The organism is Amycolatopsis sp. Hca4 (assembly GCF_013364075.1).
Lineage (GTDB): Bacteria > Actinomycetota > Actinomycetes > Mycobacteriales > Pseudonocardiaceae > Amycolatopsis.
Map to the genome: position 1 here is coordinate 4249514 of NZ_CP054925.1, position 20632 is coordinate 4270145.

Consider the following 20632-nt stretch of genomic DNA (forward strand, 5'->3'; position numbering starts at 1 on the left):
CACCGCGGCCTGCGCAATTCCGCCCCGCGTAGTGAAGAATGGGTGCCGTGAGCACAGACGACGGCGGCACGCCCGCACCGCGGAGGCGAAGGAACCCGGCCAGTGAATCCGCCGATGCGGCGAAGAAGCCGGCCACGGCGAAAAAGGTGCCGTCGAAGTCCACCGCGCGCGACACCGCCGCCCGTGCCAACGCCGGCAAGGCGCGCACCCGCAAGACCACCGCCGCGGCCGCGACCTCGGCCACGACGCGCCGCCGCAGCGCCACGCAGGGCAACGCCCGCAACGCCGAGGAGTTCCGGGCCGTCCCGTCCGCGCCGCCCGCCGTCACCGTCGCGCCGACCGCCGTCGAGACGCTGCCCGACGACCGGTACTTCAACCGCGAGCTCTCGTGGCAGGACTTCAACGCCCGCGTGCTCGCGCTGGCCGAGGACGAGTCGCAGCCGCTGCTGGAGCGGGCGAAGTTCCTCGCCATCTTCGCGTCCAATCTGGACGAGTTCTACATGGTCCGCGTCGCCGGCCTGAAGCGCCGCGACGAGACCGGCCTGCTGGTCCGCAGCGCGGACGGGCTCACCCCGCGCGAGCAGCTCGGCTACATCGCCAAGCGCAACCAGGACCTCGTCGAGCGGCAGACCGGCGCCTTCGAGAAGCACCTGCGCCCGCAGCTGGCCGAGCAGGACATCCACATCGTCGGCTGGGCCGACCTGACCGGCGCCGACCAGCTCCGGCTGTCCAGCTACTTCTCCGAGCAGATCTTCCCGGTCCTGACGCCGCTGGCCGTGGACCCGGCGCACCCGTTCCCGTACATTTCGGGCCTTTCCCTCAACCTCGCGGTGACGGTCCGCGACCCGGAAGGCGGCACCGAGCGCTTCGCCAGGGTCAAGGTGCCGAGCAACGTGCCGCGCCTGATGCGCGTCGAGACCGAGCGCACCAGCCGGACGGCGACGTTCCTCCCCCTCGAGGAGCTGATCGCCGCCCACCTCGGCGAGCTGTTCACCGGCATGGACGTCACCGAGCACCACGTCTTCCGCGTCACCCGCAACGCCGACTTCGAGGTCGACGAAGACCGTGACGAAGACCTCCTGCAGGCCCTCGAGCGCGAGCTGGCGCAGCGCCGGTTCGGCCCGCCGGTGCGCCTCGAAGTCGCCCAGGACATGAGCGAGCACATGCTCGAGCTGCTGCTGCGCGAGCTGGACGTCGACCCGGCGGACGTGGTCGAGGTGCCCGGCCTGCTCGACCTGACCTGCCTGCACCAGCTGTCCGCTGTGGACCGCAAGGAGCTGAAGGACCGGCCGTTCGTCCCGGCGACGCACCCGGCGTTCGGCGAGCGCGAGACGCCGAAGAGCGTGTTCGCGACACTGCGCGAAGGTGACGTGCTGGTGCACCACCCGTACGACTCGTTCTCGACCAGCGTGCAGCGGTTCATCGAGCAGGCGGCGGCCGACCCGAAGGTCCTCGCGATCAAGCAGACCCTCTACCGGACCTCGGGTGACTCCCCGATCGTCGACGCCCTGATCGACGCCGCCGAGGCCGGCAAGCAGGTCGTCGCGCTGGTGGAGATCAAGGCGCGCTTCGACGAGCAGGCGAACATCACCTGGGCGCGGACGCTGGAGCGCGCGGGCGTGCACGTCGTCTACGGCCTGGTCGGGCTGAAGACGCACTGCAAGGTGTCGATGATCGTGCGCCAGGAGGGCTCGACCATCCGCCGCTACTGCCACATCGGCACCGGCAACTACAACCCGAAGACAGCCCGGCTCTACGAGGACATCGGCCTGTTCACCGCCGACCCGAGCATCGGCGCGGACGTCACCGACCTGTTCAACGTCCTCACCGGCTACTCGCGGCAGGACACCTACCGCACGATCCTGACCTCGCCGCACGGCATCCGCCGCGGCATCGTGCGCGCGATCGGCGAAGAGATCGAGCTGGCGCGGGCCGGGCAGGCCGCCGGGATCCGGATCAAGTGCAACTCACTGGTCGACGAGCAGGTCATCGACGCGCTCTACCACGCTTCCCAGGCCGGCGTGCCGGTCGAGATCGTGGTGCGCGGGATCTGCACGCTCAAGCCCGGCGTCGAGGGGCTGTCGGAGAACATCCACGTCCGGTCGATCCTCGGCCGGTTCCTGGAGCACTCGCGGATCTTCAACTTCCGCGCCGGCGGCACGCACTGGATCGGCAGCGCGGACATGATGCACCGCAACCTGGACCGCCGGATCGAGGCGCTGGTCCGCGTCAAGGACCCGAAGCTGACCGCCCAGCTCGACAACATCTTCGACTCGGCGCTCGACCCGGAGACCCGGTGCTGGGTGCTGACCGAGAGCGGCGAGTGGTCGCCGTCCCCGGCCGAAGGCTCGCGCGTGCGTGACCACCAGCTGGAACTGGCGAAGCTGCACGGGGCCGCCGGATGACCCAGGAGGTACGGGCGGCCGGCGCGGTGCTGTGGCGCGTCGCCGGGAGCACGACCGAGGTCGCGCTGGTCCACCGCCCGCGGTACGACGACTGGTCGTTGCCGAAGGGGAAGCTCGACGCGGGCGAGACGATCGCCGAGGCCGCCGTCCGGGAAGTCCGGGAGGAGACCGGGTTCACCGCGGTCCTGGGCCGCTACCTGGCCCGGTCGGCGTACCCGGTGCCGTCCCGGAACGGCTCCGGGACGGTGCCGAAGACGGTCGACTACTTCGCCGCGGAAGCGGTTTCCGGCGAGTTCGCGGCGAACGACGAGGTCGACGAGCTGCGCTGGCTGGAGCCGACGGCGGCGGAGAAGCTGCTGACGCGCCCGGAAGACGTCCGGGTGCTGCGGGCGTTCTGCGAACTCCCGGTGGGCCTGACGACGCTGGTGCTGGTGCGCCACGCGAAGGCGGGCAAGCGCGACGAGTGGTCCGGCGACGACGACCTCCGGCCGCTGTCGGAGGCGGGCTCGCGCCAGGCGGCGGCGCTGCGCCGGGTGCTGGCGCTGTTCGGCCCGGACCGGGTGCTCTCGGCGCCGCGGCTGCGGTGCGTCCAGACCGTCCACGGGGTGGCGGAGGACCTCGAGGCCGAGGTCCGGCACGAACCGCTGTTCTCGGAAGAGGGCTACTGGCCGGACCCGGTCCTCGGCGTGGCGCGGCTGCTGGCGGTGGCCGGGGACGGCGGGACACCGGTCGTGTGCAGCCAGGGCGGGGTGATCCCGGACCTGGTGAGCGCGCTCGCCGACCGCGACGGGGTCGAGCTCTCGGCGGCGCGCGGCGGGGTGGTGCCGAGCAAGAAGGGCTCGTTCTGGGTGTTGTCGTTCCGGCCGCCGACCGGCACCGAAGGCCCGGTGCTGCTGGCGGCGGACTACCACCCCAGCGCCCTACCCGCTCCTTCCCCCAGCCGGTCCTGAGCGGCCGGCGCTCCGGGTAGCGCCCCTGTCACGACGAGACAGCGCCGTGACAGTCGATCTTGGTGTACTTGCTCAGGGTCCCGCTGGGCTGCGCCGGGCTAGGGGTACGGCGCATCCCCGGGCGAGGGGGTTTCTGTCGGCACCGTGGCCAGCAGGGCCTGGACTTCCGCGGCGCGGGGGTCGCCGAGGCGCTGGCTGACGGTCAGCGCCTCGGCCCAGTGGCCGCCCGCCTCGGCCGCGCGGCCGGTGCGGTGCTTCAGCCGGCCGAGGGTGATCTGGACGTCGATCGTGCCGTAGTCGGCGTTCAGCTCCTTGAGCTCGGCGAGCGCGTCGAGCCCGGCCCGCTCCGCTTCGTCGTGGCGGCCGGCGCCTTCGAGGGCCTCGGCGACGTTCCCCAGCGCCAGCGCGGCGTGGTAGCGGTCGCCGAGTTCGGCGAAGGCTTCGTGGGCCGCCTGGGCGGCTTCGGCGGCGTGGTCGTAGTCGCGCAGGCCGATGCGGCTGGCGCTGACGTTGAGCAGCGCGTGCGGCACGAAGGTGCGCTGGCCGTGCTCGCGCGCGAGGTCGACGGCTTTGAGGGCGTAGCGCTCGGCTTCGGCGAACTCGGCACGGACGTAGTAGGCACCGGCGAGGTTGGACAGGATCGCCACCGTCAGCGTGGTGCCGTCGCCGCCCTCGGACGCGGCGCGCGCTTCCTCCAGCGCTTCGATCGCCAGGTCGGACTGCAGGGTGCGCAGGTAGGCCGAGCCGAGGTTGTTGGCGCTGTACTGCAGGCCCGTCCCGTCGCCGGCGTCGCGCGTGGCGGCGACGGCCGCGCGGGCGGTGGTGATCCAGTCGTCGCGGTCGTGGCGCTCGGCGAAGAACCCGCGCAGCAGCCAGGCGAGTTTCCAGGCGTGCGCGGTCCAGCCGTGCCCGGCGGCGATCCCGACGAGCGCGGTGAGGGCCTGGCGTTCGGTGGTGTACCAGGCGATCGTCTGCTCGTGCTGTGCGAAGCGGACGGCGGGCAGCGGCGGCGGGTCGAGCGTGATGTCCTCGGTGAGCAGGTCGGGGCGGACCAGCTTGTTCGCTTCGGCAACGCTGGCGAGGTACCAGTCGACGAGCCGGCGCAGCGCCTCCGCGCGCTCGGCCGCCGTCGTTTCGGTTTCGACGAGCTCGCCCGCGTAGACGCGCAGCAGGTCGTGGAACTGGTAGCGGTCGGTGCCGGGCTGGTTGAGCAGGTGGGCGGCGGCGAGCTGGTCGGCGAGCTCGCGCGCTTCGCGCAGGTCGGCGCCGGCGAGCGCGGCGGCCGAGGCGAGGCTGAAGCCGTGGCCGGGGTGCAGGCCGAGCAGCCGGAAGAAGCGGGCGGCGGCCGGGCGCAGGGCCTTGTAGGACCAGGAGAACGCGGCACGGAGATCGGTGCCGGCGTCCTGCGGGTCGCGCAGGGTGTCGAGCCGCAGCCGCTGGTCCCGGAGTTCTTCGACGATGCCGGCGAGCGAGACGCCGGAGAACCGGGAAGCGCGCTCCCCGGCCAGCGCCAGTGCCAGCGGCAGGCGGCCGCAGAGCTGGACGAGTTCGGCGACGGCGTCGGGTTCGGCGGCGAGGCGCTGCGGCCCGACACTGCCGGCGAGCAGCGCGGCCGCGTCGCGGTCGTCGAAGGAACGCAGGGCGATGCGCCGGGCGCCGTCGCGGGCGACGAGGCCGCGCAGCTGGTTCCGGCTGGTCACGACGACGAGGTTGCCCGGTCCGGGCAGGAGCGGACGGACCTGGTCGGCGTCGCGGGCGTTGTCGAGCAGCATCAGGGTGCGGCTGCCCGCCAGCCTGCTGCGCAGCAGCGCCGAGCGTTCCTCCACAGTGGAGGGCAGGGTCTCGGCCGGGACGCCGAGCGCGCGCAGGAAGCCGGCCAGCGCGGCGCCGGGGGTGACCGGGGTGTCGGCGGAGTGGCCGCGCAGGTCGAGGAACAGCTGGCCGCCGGGGAAGCGCTCGCGGACGCGGTGGGACCAGTGCACGGCCAGCGACGTCTTCCCGACACCGGCGGTGCCCTCGATGACGACGATGCCGGACGCGCCCCCGGGCGGCAGCCGGTCGAGTTCGGCGAGCTCGGGACCCCGGCCGGTGAAGCCGGCGACGTCGAAGGGCAGCTGCCGCGGCACGGTGTGGACGGCCGGATCGGCGTCGGCGGCGAGCAGTTCGGCGTGCAGCCGGCGGAGGTCTTCGCCCGGTTCGACGCCCAGTTCGTCGGCCAGCAACGCCCGCAGCCCGGCGTAGCGCGCGAGGGCTTCGGCCCGGCGCCCGGACCGGGCGAGGGCGCGCACCAGCCGTTCCCACAGCGATTCCCGCAGCGGGTGCTGGGCGACGAGATCGGTGAGCTCGGCGACGAGCCGCGCGTCGGGGACGAGCCCGGTGTCGAGGTCGATGCGCTGTTCGACGGCGAAGAGGTACCGCTCGGTCAGCAGCGGTCCCCACTCGGCGGACAGCGCCGGGGACCCGACGCCTTCGAGGGGAACCCCACCCCACCCGTCGAGCGCGGCGGTGAGCAGTTCCCGCCGCCGGGCGGGTTCCGTGGCGGCGGCGGCCTGGTCGAGGGTGTGCAGGAACCGCAGCGCGTCCACCCGGGACGGGTCGACGACCAGCCGGTACCCGTCCGGTTCGGTGACGACGGAGTCTTCGCCGCACAGCCGGCGCAGGCGCATGACGTAGGTCTGCAGGCTGCCCCGGATGTGCGCGGGCGGGGTTTCACCCCAGACACCCCGGGCGAGGGCATCGATGGAGACGAGCCGCCCGGCGGCGAGGGCGAGGGTGGCGAGCAGCGCGCGCTGGCGCGAACTGGTCAGCACGACCGGCGCACCGTCGACGAGCACCTGAAACGGGCCGAGCAGCCGGATGTCGATGGTGGTCGCCCCCAGGTTCGCCTCGCACCGCCGGCCCCGCCGGACGCGGGCCCGAGGAACGCAGCGTGGCACCACTCGGCCGGGCGCTCAAGCAACTTTGCGAAATTGGGCGGAACCGGTTGCGGGGGCGGGGTTGGGCCGGCCGGGTGACGCGGGTGTCCGGTCGGAAGCCAGGCGCCGGCAGTGGGTGACTTCCCACCCGCCGGCCGGCTTCCCAGCCACCACAGCCGATGGCGCGCGTAGGTGGCGAACCAACTCCCGCCCCCGGACACCCCGCCGGACTCGCGCGCCCGGCCTACCTGCAGGGTCGGCTGGCGTACCCGGACAGTCGGCCCGCGTACTCGGACGGTCGGATGAGGTGCGCAGGTAACGGGATTCGTGCACCCGAGACAGGATCGCTTGCACCGCCGGTCGATTCGCCCACGCCGCAACCCGATCCGCGACCGACCGTCCAGGCACGCGAGCCGACCGCCCAGGTACGCAGGCCGACCATCCAGCCGCATCAGCCGACCGCCCAGGTGCGCCAACCGACCATTCCCGCACACCGGCCGACCGTCCGGGTACGCGAGCCGACCGCCCAGGTACGCAAGCCGACCATTCCCACACACCGGCCGACCGTCCGGGTGCGCGAGCCGACCGTCCCGGTACATCGGCCGACCGCCCAGGTACGCGAGCCGACCGTCCAGGTGCGTCAACCGACCATTCCCGTGCGGCGGCCGACCGTCCGGGTGCGCGAGCCGACGGTCCCGGTGCGGCAGCCGACTGCCCGGGCACGCGAGCCGGTGCGCGGGGCGGCCGCCTGGATGCACCCACCGCCGCCTCGGGCGCGCGGCCTACTTCCTCGGCAGGGCCCGGACATGCGGCAGGGCCCCACGCAAGTCGCGCGGGGCCCTGCCGGAAAGCTGCTCGTCGAGCAGGGGGTCGCCCCCAGGGGGTCCCCCGGATTTCACGTTACCGCAGGGGTACGACAGTTTCGGGCGATCAGTCCTTCTTCGCCGCGGTCGAGGTGCGCCTCGCCGGGGCCTTGCGGGCCGTGGTCGTCTTGGCGGCCGGGGCCTTCGCCGCCGGGGCCTTCGCCGCCGGGGCCTTCGCCGCCGGGGCCTTCGCCGCCGGGGCCTTCGCGGCCGCGGTCGTCTTGGCGGCTGCGGTCTTCGCCGCGGTCGTCGCCTTCGCCGCCGTGGACTTCGCGGCCGTGGCCGTCTTCGCCGCCGCCGTCTTCGTCGCCGTGGCGGCCTTCGCTGCCGTCGACTTCGCCGCCGTGGTTGTGGCCGGCTTGGCCGCCGTCGTCCGCGAACGGGTTGTCGCCGGCTTGGCCGCCGTCGTCTTCGGGGCCGCCTTGGCCGCCGTTGTCCTCGTTGCCGCCGGCTTGGCCGCCGTCGTGCGGGTCCGCGTGGTCGTCGCCGGCTTCGGGGCCGCCGCCGTGCGGGAGGCCGCCGCTCGCGTGGTCGTGGTCGCCGCCGCGCGCTTGACCGGGGTGGCCTTCGGCAGCTTCTTCGCTCCGGAAATGACTTCCCTGAAGGTGGTGCCGGCGCGGAACGCGGGCACGTTCGTCTTCCTCACCCGCACCGCTTCGCCGGTGCGCGGGTTGCGCGCCGTCCGTGCCGCGCGGGCGCGCTTTTCGAACACACCGAAGCCGGTGATGTTGACCTTTTCGCCCTTGTTGACCGTCCGGATGATGATGTCGACCAGACCGTCGACCGCTTCGGCAGCGGCCTTCTTGTCGCCCAGGCGCTCGGTCAGCGCCTCGATCAGCTGGGCCTTGTTGGCCATGTCCAGTCCTCCAGGAAGGCTCCACGGCCGCATCGGCCGACTAGCGACACGGTATTACCAAGGCAGCACAAATTCCAAACGGCATGCGGAACTTTCCCTTGTCCCGGGACGGGTTCCGCCTCGCGCCGAGCCCCGGTAAAGGCTCGCGAAGGGCCGTTCGGCATCCGGAGGAAACAGCCGAAAAAGGGGCGCCTTCCCTTGTCGCACAAGGAAAGGCGCCCCTGGACCGGATCAGCCGGCGGCCACCGGCGTCGTCGTCGGCTTCCACGACGGGCGGCTCGCCTCGAAGGCGTCGATCTCACCGGCATGGCGCAACGTCAGCGCGATGTCGTCGAGGCCTTCCAGCAGCCGCCAGCGGACGTAGTCGTCGATCTGGAAGGGCGCGGTGAAGTCCTTGGCCCGCACGGTCTTGGTCTCGAGGTCGACCGTGACCTCGGTGCCGGGCTCGTTCTCCAGCAGCTTCCAGAGCAGCTCGACGTCGTGCTGCTCGCACTGCGCGGCCACCAGGCCGCCCTTGCCGGAGTTGCCGCGGAAGATGTCGGCGAACCGGGCGGAGATGACGACCCGGAAGCCGTAGTCCATCAGCGCCCAGACGGCGTGCTCGCGGGAGGAACCGGTTCCGAAGTCCGGCCCCGCGACCAGCACGCTCCCGTTCCGGAACGGCTCGGAGTTGAGGATGAAGTTCTCGTCGCCGCGCCAGGCGGCGAACAGGCCGTCCTCGAACCCGGTCCGGGTCACCCGCTTGAGGTAGACCGCCGGGATGATCTGGTCGGTGTCCACGTTGGACCGGCGCAGCGGGACGCCGACGCCGGTGTGCTGGGTGAACGGTTCCATGGGTAGCTCCTCGGGTGGGTCAGCGGGCGGCGGTCAGCAGGTCGTCCGGGGACGAGAGCGTGCCCCGGACGGCCGTGGCGGCGGCCACCAGCGGCGACACCAGGTGCGTCCGGCCGCCCTTGCCCTGCCGGCCCTCGAAGTTGCGGTTGGACGTCGACGCGCTGCGCTCGCCCGGCTTCAGCTGGTCCGGGTTCATGCCGAGGCACATCGAGCAGCCGGCCTGGCGCCACTCCGCGCCCGCCTCGGTGAAGACCTGGTCGAGCCCCTCGGCCTCGGCGGCCTTGCGGACGCGCATCGAGCCGGGAACCACCAGCATGCGGACCGAGTCCGCCACTTTCCGACCGCGCAGCACCTCGGCCGCGGCCCGCAGGTCCTCGATCCGGCCGTTGGTGCAGGAGCCGAGGAAGACGGTGTCGACGGCGATCTCGCGCAGCGGCGTGCCGGGCTTGAGGTCCATGTAGGACAGGGCTTTTTCAGCGGCGATGCGGTCGTTCTCGTCCGGGATCGCCTCCGGGTCGGGCACCTCGGCGCCCAGCGGGAGGCCCTGGCCGGGGTTGGTGCCCCAGGTCACGAACGGCGTCAGCTCGCTCGCGTCGAGGTGCACCTCGGCGTCGAACTCGGCGCCGTCGTCGGTGCGCAGCTGCCGCCAGTTCTCCAGCGCCGCGTCCCAGTCCGCGCCCTGCGGCGCGTGCGGGCGGCCCTTCAGGTAGGCGAAGGTCGTCTCGTCCGGCGCGATCATCCCGGCGCGGGCGCCGGCCTCGATCGACATGTTGCAGACGGTCATCCGGGCCTCCATCGAGAGCGCCTCGATGGCCGAACCGCGGTACTCCAGGATGTAGCCCTGGCCACCGCCGGTGCCGATCTTGGCGATCACCGCGAGGATGATGTCCTTCGCCGTGACGCCCGGGCGCAGCTCGCCGTCGACGGTGATCGCCATGGTCTTGAAAGGACGCAGCGGCAGCGTCTGGGTGGCCAGCACGTGCTCGACCTCGGACGTGCCGATGCCGAAGGCGATGGCGCCGAACGCGCCGTGCGTCGAGGTGTGGCTGTCGCCGCAGACGACGGTCATGCCGGGCTGGGTCAGGCCCAGCTGCGGGCCGATGACGTGCACGATCCCCTGCTCGGCGTCACCCATCGGGTGCAGCCGGACCCCGAACTCCTTGCAGTTGCGGCGAAGGGTGTCGACCTGGGTGCGCGAGACCGGATCGGCGATGGGGAGCTCGATGTCGACGGTCGGGACGTTGTGGTCCTCGGTCGCGATGGTCAGGTCGGGGCGGCGCACCGGCCGCCCGGCCAGGCGGAGGCCGTCGAAGGCCTGCGGGCTGGTGACTTCGTGCAGCAGGTGGAGGTCGATGTAGAGCAGGTCCGGTTCGGCGCCTTCGCCTCGGCGCACGAGGTGGCTTTCCCACACCTTCTCCGCCAGCGTGCGGGCCTTGCCGGTCGGGCTGGTCATCTCCGGCTCCTTCCACGGTTCGTCGACGAACTCGGGCGCGCACCTGCGAGATCGGGGTGCGAGCCGCGAAGGAGGGCGCAGCTCGAGTTCAGGGTTTCCCAGATACTGGACTTCCCAAAGTGCGGGACGCTAGTATCGGTTCGTGGGACAGCATAGCGGTATCGGAGTACTGGACAAAGCAGTGGCCGTCCTGCAGGCGGTCGCGGACGACCCCTGCGGCCTCGCGGAACTGTGCACGCGGACGGGCCTGCCCCGGGCCACCGCCCACCGGCTCGCGGTCGGGCTCGAGGTGCACCGGCTGCTGCGCCGCGGTCCGGACGGACGCTGGCGTCCCGGTACGGCACTGGCCGAGCTCGCGGGCGGTTCGACGGACCCCCTGCTCGACGCGGCGGGCGTGGTCCTGCCGAAGCTGCGCGACGTCACGGGCGAGAGCGTCCAGCTGTACCGGCGCGACGGCATCCAGCGCGTGTGCGTCGCGACGGCGGAGCCGCCGAGTGGCCTGCGCGACACGGTCCCGGTGGGGTCCCGCCTGCCGATGACGGCGGGCTCGGGCGCGAAGGTGCTCGCGGCCTGGGCGGACCCGCACACGCAGCGCACGATCCTGGCGGACGCGGTCTTCGGCGAGCGGACACTCCTGGAGGTCCGGCGGCGCGGGTGGGCGCAGAGCGTGGCGGAGCGCGAGCCGGGGGTGGCGAGCATCTCGGCCCCGGTGCGCGATTCGGCGGGGACGGTCGTGGCGGCGGTTTCGGTGTCCGGGCCGATCGAGCGGATCGGGCGGAAGCCGGGCGCGCGGTGGGCGGCGGACCTTCTCGCGGCGGCGGACGCCTTGCAGGAACGGCTCTGAGGTTTGCCCGGCGGGTCCTGAAGTGTGGTCGGAGTCGGTGCCTGGGCCGGGTTTCCACAGGCCGGTCCGGATGTGGGCAAACAGGCCCAGGCAGCGGCTTTCCCGCCGATCTTGTCGGCAGCCGCCGATACGCTGGAACCGGGGGGCGCCCCCGGGCGGCGGCGCTGAGGCGACTGCGCCCGACAACCGCGGCGACGTTGAGGCGACTGCGCCCGACAACCGCGGCGGCGCTGAGCCGATCGCGCACGACAGCCGCGGAGGCGCCCTGCGGGAAGAGCCTTGAAATCGCGTCGGGGTCATTGCCCGGCCGGGTTTCCACAGGCCGGTCCGGATGTGGACAAACAGGCCCAGGCAGCGGCTTTCCCGCCGATCTTGTCGGCAGCCGCCGATACGCTGGAACCGGGGGGGCGCCCCCGGGGCGACAGCAGCGCAAACGATCGCCCCGCCACCACACTTCACGGCCGCTCCCCGCCCCGCAGAGCGAGTTTTCGACCTCCGACCAGCCGCGGAAGCGACGTCTCCACCGAAGCGATTGCGCCCACCGGCCCCACCTGACACCGTGGCCCGATGCTGAATCAGGTAGCCGACGGTGTCTGGGTACGACAGAGCAAGTGGGTCTGGAGCAACACCACCGTCGTGGAAACGGACGACGGCCTCCTCCTCGTCGACCCCGGCATCCACGGCTCCGAACTCGACCAGCTCGCCGACGACCTCGAGCGGCTCGACACCCCCGTGGTCGCCGGGTTCTCCACCCACCCCCACTGGGACCACCTGCTCTGGCACCCCCGCTTCGGCGACGTCCCCCGCTACGCCACCCCCACCAACGCCCGCATCGCCGGCGAAGCCCGTGAACGCGCTCAGGCCATGGCCCGGGAAACCGCGCCGGACATCCCCCTTGAACCGATCGCCCTCCTCACCCCGCTGCCCGAAAACCACCATCCCCTCCCCGGCGAACTCCTCGAGCACGACGCGCACGCCCCGGGCCACGCCGCTCTCCTGCTCGCCGACCGGGGCGTGCTGATTGCCGGTGACCTGCTGTCCGACGTCCTGATCCCGCTCCTCGACCGCCGCCGGAACGAAGAGCCCGCCCACTACCGCGCCGCGCTCGACCGGCTGGAAGACGCCGCGGGGCGTGTTGATGTCCTCGTCCCCGGGCACGGCTCCGTGGCGCGAGGCGAAGAGATCGCCGCCCGCTTCGCCGTCGATCGGGCCTACCTCGACGCGCTCGCTCGCGGCGAAGACCCCGATGACCAACGGTGGGGAAGTAGCGCCGATCGGGTGACCCTGCCGGAACTCGCGTATTCGGTGACGGCGGTCACGTCTCCTCATTGTCAGCACCACACGAGGGGGATGACCACCATGCAGACCGAACTGAACCGCCGGGCGATGGCGATGCTGCGGGCCGTCGGGGCCGGGCGGGCCGAACTCACCTGCAGCTGCGAGCCCGACCTGCGCGTCGACGGCCTGCCCTGCTGCGACCAGGCCACCGCGCACCAGCTGGCGCGGGCCGGCCTGATCCGGCCCTCGCGGGTCGTGGCCGTCGGGCAGTGGACGCGGGCCGAACTGACCGATGAGGGCCTGCGGGCCCTCGGCGGAACTCTCGCCGCCGCGTGACGCAACCATCCGGCCCCCTCGCGCGTGTACGCGGCAAACGCGAGGGGAACCCATGAAGATCGCCACCGCCCTGCTGGGCGCCTGCCTGCTGCTGACCGCGTGCGGGAACACGCCGACCGCCGCCCCGCCTGCCCAGAACCCGAGCCCGGTCACGACCATCACCTCCCGGCCCGTCGCCGACCCGGCGGCCGTGCGCTGGATGGACGGGTTCTGCTCGGCCGTCCACGGCTACCGGCTGCGCACCAACCAGGAGGCCGAGGCCGTCCAGCCGACGCCCGACACGTTCGACGAATCGCAGAAGGCGCTCAGCGCGACGCTGGGCGGGATCGCGGCGCGCACCGGCGAGGTGGTCGACAAGCTCACCGCGCTGCCGCCCGCGCCGGTGCCGCTCGGGGACACCGTCCGGCAGGCGTTGGTCACCAAGTTCACCAAGGCCCGCGACCGCGCCACCGAGGCCAAGAACGCGCTCGACCGCGCGAAGCAGGGCAGCGTGGCGGCCCAGGACCGGGCCGTCCAGGCGATGAACCAGGCGCAGCGGGACGTCGACGGCACCTACGACCCGGTCGGCGCGGTGGCCGCGTCCCCGGAGCTGATACTCGCCTCCGCCACCGCGCCCGGCTGCAAGATCTGACGCGTCAGAGGCAGGGATCGTGACGAGCCGCCCACGGACACGGTGAACGTGCCCCGCGCCGGCCGCCACGCGTGGGTCGCCGTGTCCCAGACGGAGAACGCCCGTGCGTCCAGCCGGATCGTCACACGCCGGGCCTGTCCCGGTGCGAGCGAGACCCGCTCGAAGCCCTTGAGCTGCCGCGGCGGCTCGCCCGCGGCCGCCGGGAAGCCCAGGTACAGCTGGGCGACCTCGGCGCCCGCCCGGTGGCCGGTGTTCCGCACCGTGAACGTCGCCGTGGCGCCGTCGCCGGTGGTGCGCACCGACAGGTCCGAGTAGGCGAACGTCGTGTACGACAGGCCGTGGCCGAAGGGGAACAGCGGCTCCCGGCCCTGCGCGTCGAACCACCGGTAGCCGATCTGCAGCCCTTCCGAGTAGGTCGCGACGCCGTTGGTCCCCGGGAACTGCGCCGGGGTGTTCGCCGGCGTGTCGGCGTCCGCGGCCGGGAACGTGATCGGCAGCTTCGCCGACGGGTTGACGTCGCCGAAGAGCACGCCCGCCACCGCCGCGCCGTCCTGCTGGCCGGGGTACCACGCCTGGAGGATCGCCGGCACGCGCGAGGCCCACGGCATGAGCACCGGGCCGCCGCTCTTCACCACGACGACCGTGTGCGGGTTGGCCTCGGCGACGGCGGTCACCAGGGCGTCCTGGTTGCCGTCCAGGGCCAGGCTCGGCCGGTCCTTGCCCTCGGTCTCGTTGTCCCCGACCATCACCACGCTGACGTCGGCGGTCCGGGCCAGCGCGGCCGCGCGCGCCACGTCACTGCCGTCGTCCAGGGTCACCGCGGCCCCCGGCACCCGCTGCTGCAGCCCCGGCAGTGGGTCCACTGTGGACGTCGGGATGACGGCGGAGCTGCCCCCGCCGCCGGTCTTGGCCTTGGTCGCGAACGGCCCGATCAGGGCGATCGAGCGCACTCCGGCGTCGAGCGGCAGCTGCGCGTGCTCGTTGCGCAACAGCACCATGCCGCGTTCGGCGAACTCCTTCGCGGCGGCGTCGTGTTGCGCCGTCGGCAACGGCGAAAGCACCGGCGGGTGGTCGAACTGCCCGAAGGCGAACATCGTGCGGAACCGCGGCAGCAGCAGCTCGTCGACCCGCCGCTCGGTCACCTGCCCGGCCAGCACGGCCTGCTTCAGCTTGTCGCCGTACCAGGTGCCGTCGATCATTTCGAGGTTCATGCCCGCGTTCACCGAGCCGAGAGTGCTGTGCGCGGCACCCCAGTCGGACTGGACGAACCCCTTGAACCCCCACTCGTCACGCAGCTTGCCCTGCAGGAGCGCCGGGTTCTCGCACACGAACACGCCGTTGATCTTCGGGAAGGCGCACATCACGGAACCCGCGCGGCCCTCGGTCACCGCCCGCTCGAAGTGCGGCAGGTAGATCTCGTTGAGCGTGCGCTCGTCGATGTGCTCGTCGATGCTGAAGCGCTGGGTCTCCTGGTTGTTGGCCGCGTAGTGCTTGACCTCGGCGATGGTGCCGTTCTCCTGGATCCCGCGGATGTCGGCGGCGGCCAGCGCGCCGGCCAGGACCGGGTCCTCCCCCATGCCTTCGAACGTCCGGCCGTTGCGCGGGACGCGGGCCATGTTGATGTCGGGCGCCTCGGACACGTTGTGCGCCAGCGCCCGGGTTTCGCTGCCGATCAGCCGGCCGTACCGGCGGGCGAGACCGGTGTCGAACGTCGACGCGAGCGCCATCGTGGCCGGCAGCGCGGTCGCCGGTTTCTGCGGCTTGTCGTCGGCCGGGCCCATCCCGGCCGGGCCGTTGGCGATGCGGAAGCCCGGCACGCCCAGCCGCGGGATCGGCGGCACGAACCGCTGGTGCTCGGCGTCGGGCTGCAGGTGCAGCTGGGAGATCTTCTCGTCGAGGGTCATCGCCGCGACCAGCTCGGCGGCCCGGCGGTCGGGTGACTGGCGGGCGTCGCGCCAGGGTTGGGCCTGCGCGGCCGCCGGTGTCGTCAGCGACAACCCCAGGACCACGGCGAGAACGAGCGGGCCTTTGCGCATCCGGCCAAGCTAATCCATACGTGACACCGAACCATAGACGCGATTGACGTTCATGTACTTGAACGAAGATTGGACTCAACCATTTCCCCGGCTCAGGCGTGGGAGGAGCACCAACGGGAGGGGACGAGCCATGCTGAAGAAAACCCTGATCGGCCTAACGGCGGCGAGCGCGGCGACGCTCGCGCTGGCGGCCCCGGCGAGCGCGGCCGGCGAAGGCGGGTGGATCCTGACCTCGACGGTCGAGCCGGGCGGCCGGATCAACGCGGACGTGTACACCGGACTGGGCCACTCGGCGTGCACGCCGACCGGACCGGTCACGTCGGCGGGCTTCACCGCTCCGCTCAAGATGGTCGGCGTGGGCAACTGGGGGCACATGGGCGGGAGCACGACCGCGATCAAGCGACCCGGCAGGTACACCGCTTCCTACCCGTGCTCGGACGGCCGGTCGCCGACCCTCACGTTCACGATCCTCGGCACGCCACCGCCGGACACGACGACGAAGGCCAAGCCCAAGCCGAAGCCGGCGAAACCGCAGGTCGCGGTCAAGCCGGCCGGGGCGCCGCAGACCGGGGACGGCTCGCTGGGCTGACCCTCCACACAGGACACCCCGGGGTGGCGCATTCCCCAGTCCGCCGCCCCGGGGCCCTCAGCGGGGCGCAGCCGGGCGCAGCGCCCGGGACACGGCCGGTCGCCCAGCCGATGACGCAGAACGGCCTCCAGCCGCACCCGGGGCCCGGCTTCAGCGGGCCGCCATAGCGCCCCCGATACCCCAACTACTGGTCACCGAGCCGCGGCCAGGCGCAGCGCCCGATACCCGAACTACTGGTCACCGAGCCGGTTCAGCGAGCCGCGGCCAGGCGCAACGCCCGGTACACGAACTGCTGGTCGCCCAGCCGGTGCCGCAGGTCGCGCTCCAGGCCGGCGATCGGGTACAGGTTCTGCGGTGCGCGCGAGTCCTTGTACGCGACCGACGCGAACCGCCCCAGCACCGACTGGGTGACGTTCGCCAGCTCCGCGACCTGTTCGCGGCCGAGGTGCGGCGCCGCCTCGACCCGGACCACCCCGGACCACGGCGGGCCGCCGACCGACGGCAGCCGCAGGTACCACGAATGGCGGACCCACGTCGTGCCCATCAGGAACACCGGCGTGCGCTGGTGCGCGCCGAGCCGTCCGACCAGTGCGTTGAGCTCGCCCGGCAGGTACGTCGTCTGGTGGCTCTTGATGAACCCCACCGCCCGGTCGAGGTGCGCCCGGCCGCGCAGCGGGCCGTCGACCACGAGCAGGTCGTTGCCGACGTGCCCGGCGATCGCCGTGCGGGCGCGGATCGCCGTCTCCAGCTCGGTCTCGGCCAGTTGCTCCTGCAGCGCCGACGACAGCACCACCGGCAGCGGCTTGTCCTCCTTGGCCGCCGCGCGGTGCGCCGTGTAGATCCCGGCCGGGGTGACGATGTCGTCCGCCTGCGGGGCGACGGTGAACAGCCCGCGCCGGACGTCGGTGCCGACGACGTGCGCCTGTCCCTCGCAGCAGCACACCACGCCGGCCGCGTAGGAGGCGCAGATGCCGATGGACGCCGAGTTCGTGCCCGCCGGGTCGTCGATCCAGACGCGGGCGTCGATCCGCCGGACGCCGTCGACGAACAGCACGGCTTCGGGCGGCGACACCGGCGACGGGTCGATCGGGGCCCACTCGGCCTCGGGGACCTCGACGTCGAGCTCGACCTCGGCCTGCGAGCGGCCGAGTTCCTCGGCCTCCATCGAGCTGCCGTAGCCCGGGTCCCAGGCGTCGATGTTGAAGTGCATCCCGGCCACCGCATCGGCTTGGTGAACGGTCATGCGCCCTCCCTGGCGATGTGCGAGCCGGTGCCGTCCCGGGTGACCAGGAACCGCACCGGGACGCGCTCGGCGAGCGCCGGCACGTGCGTGATCACCCCGACCATCCGGGAGCCGGACGCGGCCAGGTTCTCCAAAGTGGACGCCACGACGTCGAGGGTCGCCTCGTCCAGCGTGCCGAAGCCCTCGTCGAGGAAGATCGACTCCAGGCGGGTCGCCCCCTCCGCCGCCATGGCCCCCAGCTGCGAAGACAGCGCGAGCGCCAGGGAGAGCGACGCCTGGAACGTCTCGCCGCCGGACAGCGTCTTGACCGGGCGGCGGGCGTCGGCCTCGTTGTGGTCCACCACCAGGAAGTCGCCCTTGTCGTGGGTCAGCTCGAACTGGCCGCCGGACAGTTCCAGCAGCGACGCCGACGCCTCGGCGACCAGCGTGTCGAGCGCGCCGGCGATCAGCCAACGCGGGAACTTGTCCGAGCGCAGCAGGTCCGCGAGCAGCCGCGCGACCTGGGCTTCGGACTCCGCCGCCGCGATGTCCTCGTGCAGGCCCGCGACGCGCGCCACTCGCCGTTTCAGCTCCGTGTGGTCGCCTTCGGCGCGCGCCCGGGCGGCCGCGACGGCCACCGGGACGCGCTCGCGCACCGGGCCCTCCGGCACGGCCACGCCGAGCGCGGTGACGTCGTCGGCGACCGCGCGTTCGGCCGCCTGCAACGCTTCGGCCGTTTCCCCTTCGGCGGACGTCGCTACGGCCAAGCGCTCGCGGTGGTCCTTCGCCTGCCCGGCGGCCCAGTCCGTGAGCGCGGTCCAGGCGTCGAGGAGGCCTTCACCGTCGATCGGCGGGGCACCGAGGCCGACCAGCGGGTCGCGCGCACGGGACAGCTTCTGCCGCTCGGCTTCCACCTGGGCGCCGATGCCCGCCTGCGCTTCCGTGGCGCGTTTCGCGGCCACCCGCGCGGTCCGCAAGCCGGCGTCCGCCGTTTTCGCCGTCTGCTCGAGTTCCGCGACACGGGCGAGCTGCTCGGTGACGACCTCGGCGGACGGTGCGCCGTCGAGGGTCGCCGCCAGCTCCGCCCGCCGTTGCCGTGCGGCCGCCAGTCCGGTGCTCGCCGCCTGCTCGGCCAGCCCCGTGTCGACCGCCCGCGCGCGCCGCTGCTCGGCGTCCCGCTCGGCGGTCCGGAAATCCTCCGCCGCCACGACGGCTTCCTTGCCGGCGGCTTCGGCGGCCGCTTCCGAAGCGGCCAGCACGGTGCGCCGCTCTTCCAGTGCGGAAGCCGCCCACGTGGTGAGGCGCTGCCACCCCGCCGGGACGTCGTCGCCATCGAGCGCCGGCGCTCCCAGCTCCACCAGGGGATCGCGGGCCGCGCGCAGGGCCTCGCGGGCCGCCGCGAACGACTTCGCCACGATTTCGGCCTCTTGCTGGGCCTTCGTGCGTTCGGCGCGCGCCGCGGCCAGTTCCGCGTCCGCGGCGCGCGCGGCGTCGGCCACGCGGGTGCGGCCGTCGATCGTCGCCGAGAGCCATTCACCCCGTTCGCGGACCGCGGCGACGAGATCCGCGTAGTCCCGCTCGGAGAAGGACGCCTCGACGGGCCGCAGCAGGGCCGCCGACTCCGGCGGCCCGTCGACCTCGGCGAGCACCGCGCGGAGTTCTTCCGCCTGCGCGGCCGCCGACGTGCGGGCGTCGGCGTCGCGGTCCACGGCCCGTTCCAGCTTGCGCACGCCCGATTCGGCCGACGCACGGCCGCGCTCGGCTTGTTCGACGCGCTCGCGGGCCTCGGCGAGGTGGGCGTGGCCGCCGGCGTCCGGCAGGGCCGTGACTTCCTGCTCGCACACCGGGCACGGGTGCCCGACGGCGAGCCCGGCCCGCAGCACCAGCGCCTGCCCGGCCTGCTCGGCTTCGGCCAGCGCGGTCTTCGCCGCGGCGAGTTCGCTGTCGGCGGCGGCGAGGGCCGCGCGCGCTGCTGCCAGCTCGGCGCGGCGAGCGGCCTGCTCCGGCGCGGCCTTCCGTTGCGCCTCGCACAACGCATACAGCGTGCGGGCATCCGAGCGGGCCGCGGCGAGCGGCGCGACATCCGGCTGGGCGGCCAGCGCCGCCCGTGCCTCGGCGTCGGCGGCCTCCGCCGCCTGCAGGCGCTCGTCGGCGGCCGCCGTGCGCTTCGCCACCCGCGCCGATTCCGCCGACAGGTCGCCGAGATCCCCCGGTGGCCGCAGGCCGGCGAGCCGATCCCGGTCCTGCCGGGCGCGGGCGGCTTCGGCGGCGGTGTCCTCCGCCGCCCGGGCCGTCCGGTCCCGGTTCTCCCGGGCCGCGTCGAGGACGGACATCGCTTCGCTCGCCGCCGTGGCGGCAGCTTCCTTCGCCTGCTTCGCCGCTTCCGCCGCTTCGGAGAGCCGCGGGAGAGCCTGCTCGAGGTCGGCGAGTTCGGTGTGCGCGGCGCGGATCCGTTCCAGTTCGCCGCGCGCGGGCGCCGCGGCGAGGGCGGCCCGGGCGGTTTCGTCCGCCGTTTCCGCCGTCTCCAACGCGGTGCGGGCCGTCGCGACGGCCTCGGCCGCTTCGCGACGCCGGGTTTCGAGGTCTTCGACACCGTCCGGGCGTTCTACAGCGTCGAGGACTTTCAGCTCCGCCGTCAGCGTGGCGACGCGTTGACGCGCTTCTTCGTGCGCGCGGGTGGCGTCGTTCAGCCCCGGCAGGGCGGCGTTCACCCGCGCGTCCAGCTCCGCCAGCGCCGTCATCCGGGCAGCTTGTTCAGCGACGGCTTCCTCGGTGGCGTCGGCGTAGCTGCCGAGCTGTTCGGCGAGGACGGCGGCACGCTGCTTCTGCTGCTCCGCCGTCACACCGGCCCGGCGGCCGATCCGCTCGTAGACCTCCAGGCCCAGCAGCTTGATGAGGATCTTCTGCCGGTCGGCGGCCTTCGCGTGCAGGAACTCGGCGAAGTCGCCCTGGGGCAGCGCCACGCAGGTGCAGAAGTGCTTGAACGTCAACCCGAGCAGGCGTTCGACCGCCGGGGTCACCTCGGAGTCCGCGGCGACCGGGTCGGCGTCGTCCTCCGGGCCGCCGAGCGCGGTCGGGTCGATCAGCCGTTCCAGGCGGACGTTCTTGACGCTGACCGTGGGTTTCTTGCCGCCGCTGCGCCGGACCTCGCGCACGACGTGGTAGCGCGCGCCGCCGGCGTCGAAGACCAGCCGCACGGTGGCGCGGTTGACCGTCGGGGCCAGCGCGGGCGCGACCAGGCCTTCGTGGTCCCAGCGGGCGACCGAGCCGTACAACGCGAAGGTGAGCGCGTCGATGACCGTGCTCTTGCCCGCGCCGGTCGGCCCGACGAGCGCGAAGTAGTCGGTGTCCTCGAAGCCGATCTCGGTCTTCTCGCGGAAGGACGCGAAGCCGGTCATCTCCAGCAGCACTGGCCGCATG

Annotated in this window: 13 protein-coding genes and 1 pseudogene; 7 read left to right on the plus strand and 7 right to left on the minus strand. The window is 73.1% G+C overall.

From position 1 onward, the window contains the following. Positions 1–38: 38 nt before the first annotated feature. Together HUT10_RS18505 and HUT10_RS18510 are read left to right on the plus strand one after the other, a co-directional pair. On the plus strand, positions 39–2405 hold the full coding sequence (locus tag HUT10_RS18505) for an RNA degradosome polyphosphate kinase (RefSeq protein ID WP_176172361.1): 2367 nt from the start codon (positions 39–41) through the stop codon (positions 2403–2405). Then, positions 2402–3355 (plus strand): NUDIX hydrolase, encoded by a 954-nt coding sequence (locus HUT10_RS18510; RefSeq protein WP_176172362.1) that lies wholly within the window; start codon positions 2402–2404, stop codon positions 3353–3355. The genes HUT10_RS18505 and HUT10_RS18510 overlap by 4 nt, the downstream gene beginning before the upstream one ends. A gap of 98 nt (positions 3356–3453) precedes the next feature. Here the strand turns inward: HUT10_RS18510 and HUT10_RS18515 are convergent, their stop codons facing one another. The 4 genes from HUT10_RS18515 to leuC form a co-directional block, all read right to left on the minus strand. Further along, the gene (locus HUT10_RS18515) at positions 3454–6165 is read right to left on the minus strand and encodes a BTAD domain-containing putative transcriptional regulator (protein ID WP_254896927.1); all 2712 of its coding nucleotides are present in this window, start codon (positions 6163–6165) and stop codon (positions 3454–3456) included. Between the two features lie 1035 nt (positions 6166–7200). Beyond that, positions 7201–7989: an HU family DNA-binding protein gene (locus HUT10_RS18520; protein ID WP_176172363.1), complete on the minus strand. Its 789-nt coding sequence runs from the start codon at positions 7987–7989 to the stop codon at positions 7201–7203. A 231-nt stretch (positions 7990–8220) separates the two neighbouring features. Then, positions 8221–8823: a 3-isopropylmalate dehydratase small subunit gene (gene leuD, locus HUT10_RS18525; protein WP_176172364.1), complete on the minus strand. Its 603-nt coding sequence runs from the start codon at positions 8821–8823 to the stop codon at positions 8221–8223. Between the two features lie 19 nt (positions 8824–8842). Further along, on the minus strand, positions 8843–10276 hold the full coding sequence (gene leuC / locus HUT10_RS18530) for a 3-isopropylmalate dehydratase large subunit (protein WP_176172365.1): 1434 nt from the start codon (positions 10274–10276) through the stop codon (positions 8843–8845). Positions 10277–10418: 142 nt separating this feature from the next. Between leuC and HUT10_RS18535 the strand changes: the two genes are divergently transcribed. The 4 genes and pseudogenes from HUT10_RS18535 (at position 10419) to HUT10_RS18550 (ending at position 13365) form a co-directional block, all read left to right on the plus strand. Continuing rightward, positions 10419–11120, plus strand: a complete 702-nt coding sequence (locus HUT10_RS18535; RefSeq protein ID WP_176172366.1) for an IclR family transcriptional regulator — start codon at positions 10419–10421, stop codon at positions 11118–11120. Between the two features lie 567 nt (positions 11121–11687). Continuing rightward, positions 11688–12266, plus strand: a pseudogene (locus HUT10_RS18540) (MBL fold metallo-hydrolase); the annotation flags it as partial. 213 nt (positions 12267–12479) lie between these two features. Continuing rightward, a complete protein-coding gene (locus tag HUT10_RS18545; protein WP_176177894.1) occupies positions 12480–12734 on the plus strand; it encodes a hypothetical protein in 255 nt (84 codons plus the stop codon). Positions 12735–12786: 52 nt separating this feature from the next. Then, the gene (locus HUT10_RS18550; protein WP_176172367.1) at positions 12787–13365 is read left to right on the plus strand and encodes a hypothetical protein; all 579 of its coding nucleotides are present in this window, start codon (positions 12787–12789) and stop codon (positions 13363–13365) included. Here HUT10_RS18550 and HUT10_RS18555 read toward each other — a convergent pair. Then, positions 13287–15401, minus strand: a complete 2115-nt coding sequence (locus tag HUT10_RS18555) for a glycoside hydrolase family 3 C-terminal domain-containing protein (RefSeq protein WP_254896928.1) — start codon at positions 15399–15401, stop codon at positions 13287–13289. The genes HUT10_RS18550 and HUT10_RS18555 overlap by 79 nt on opposite strands. A 130-nt stretch (positions 15402–15531) precedes the next feature. Here HUT10_RS18555 and HUT10_RS18560 point away from each other — a divergent pair, with 130 nt between their 5' ends. Further along, on the plus strand, positions 15532–15990 hold the full coding sequence (locus tag HUT10_RS18560) for a hypothetical protein (RefSeq protein WP_176172368.1): 459 nt from the start codon (positions 15532–15534) through the stop codon (positions 15988–15990). Between the two features lie 250 nt (positions 15991–16240). On the opposite strand, the gene HUT10_RS18565 is transcribed toward HUT10_RS18560, so the two are convergent. Together HUT10_RS18565 and HUT10_RS18570 are read right to left on the minus strand one after the other, a co-directional pair. Further along, positions 16241–17233: a hypothetical protein gene (locus HUT10_RS18565; RefSeq protein WP_254896929.1), complete on the minus strand. Its 993-nt coding sequence runs from the start codon at positions 17231–17233 to the stop codon at positions 16241–16243. After that, positions 17230–20631 carry an AAA family ATPase gene (locus HUT10_RS18570; protein WP_176172369.1) on the minus strand — a complete coding sequence of 1134 codons (3402 nt, stop codon included), beginning with the start codon at positions 20629–20631 and terminating at the stop codon, positions 17230–17232. The genes HUT10_RS18565 and HUT10_RS18570 overlap by 4 nt, the downstream gene beginning before the upstream one ends. Position 20632: the final 1 nt, after the last annotated feature.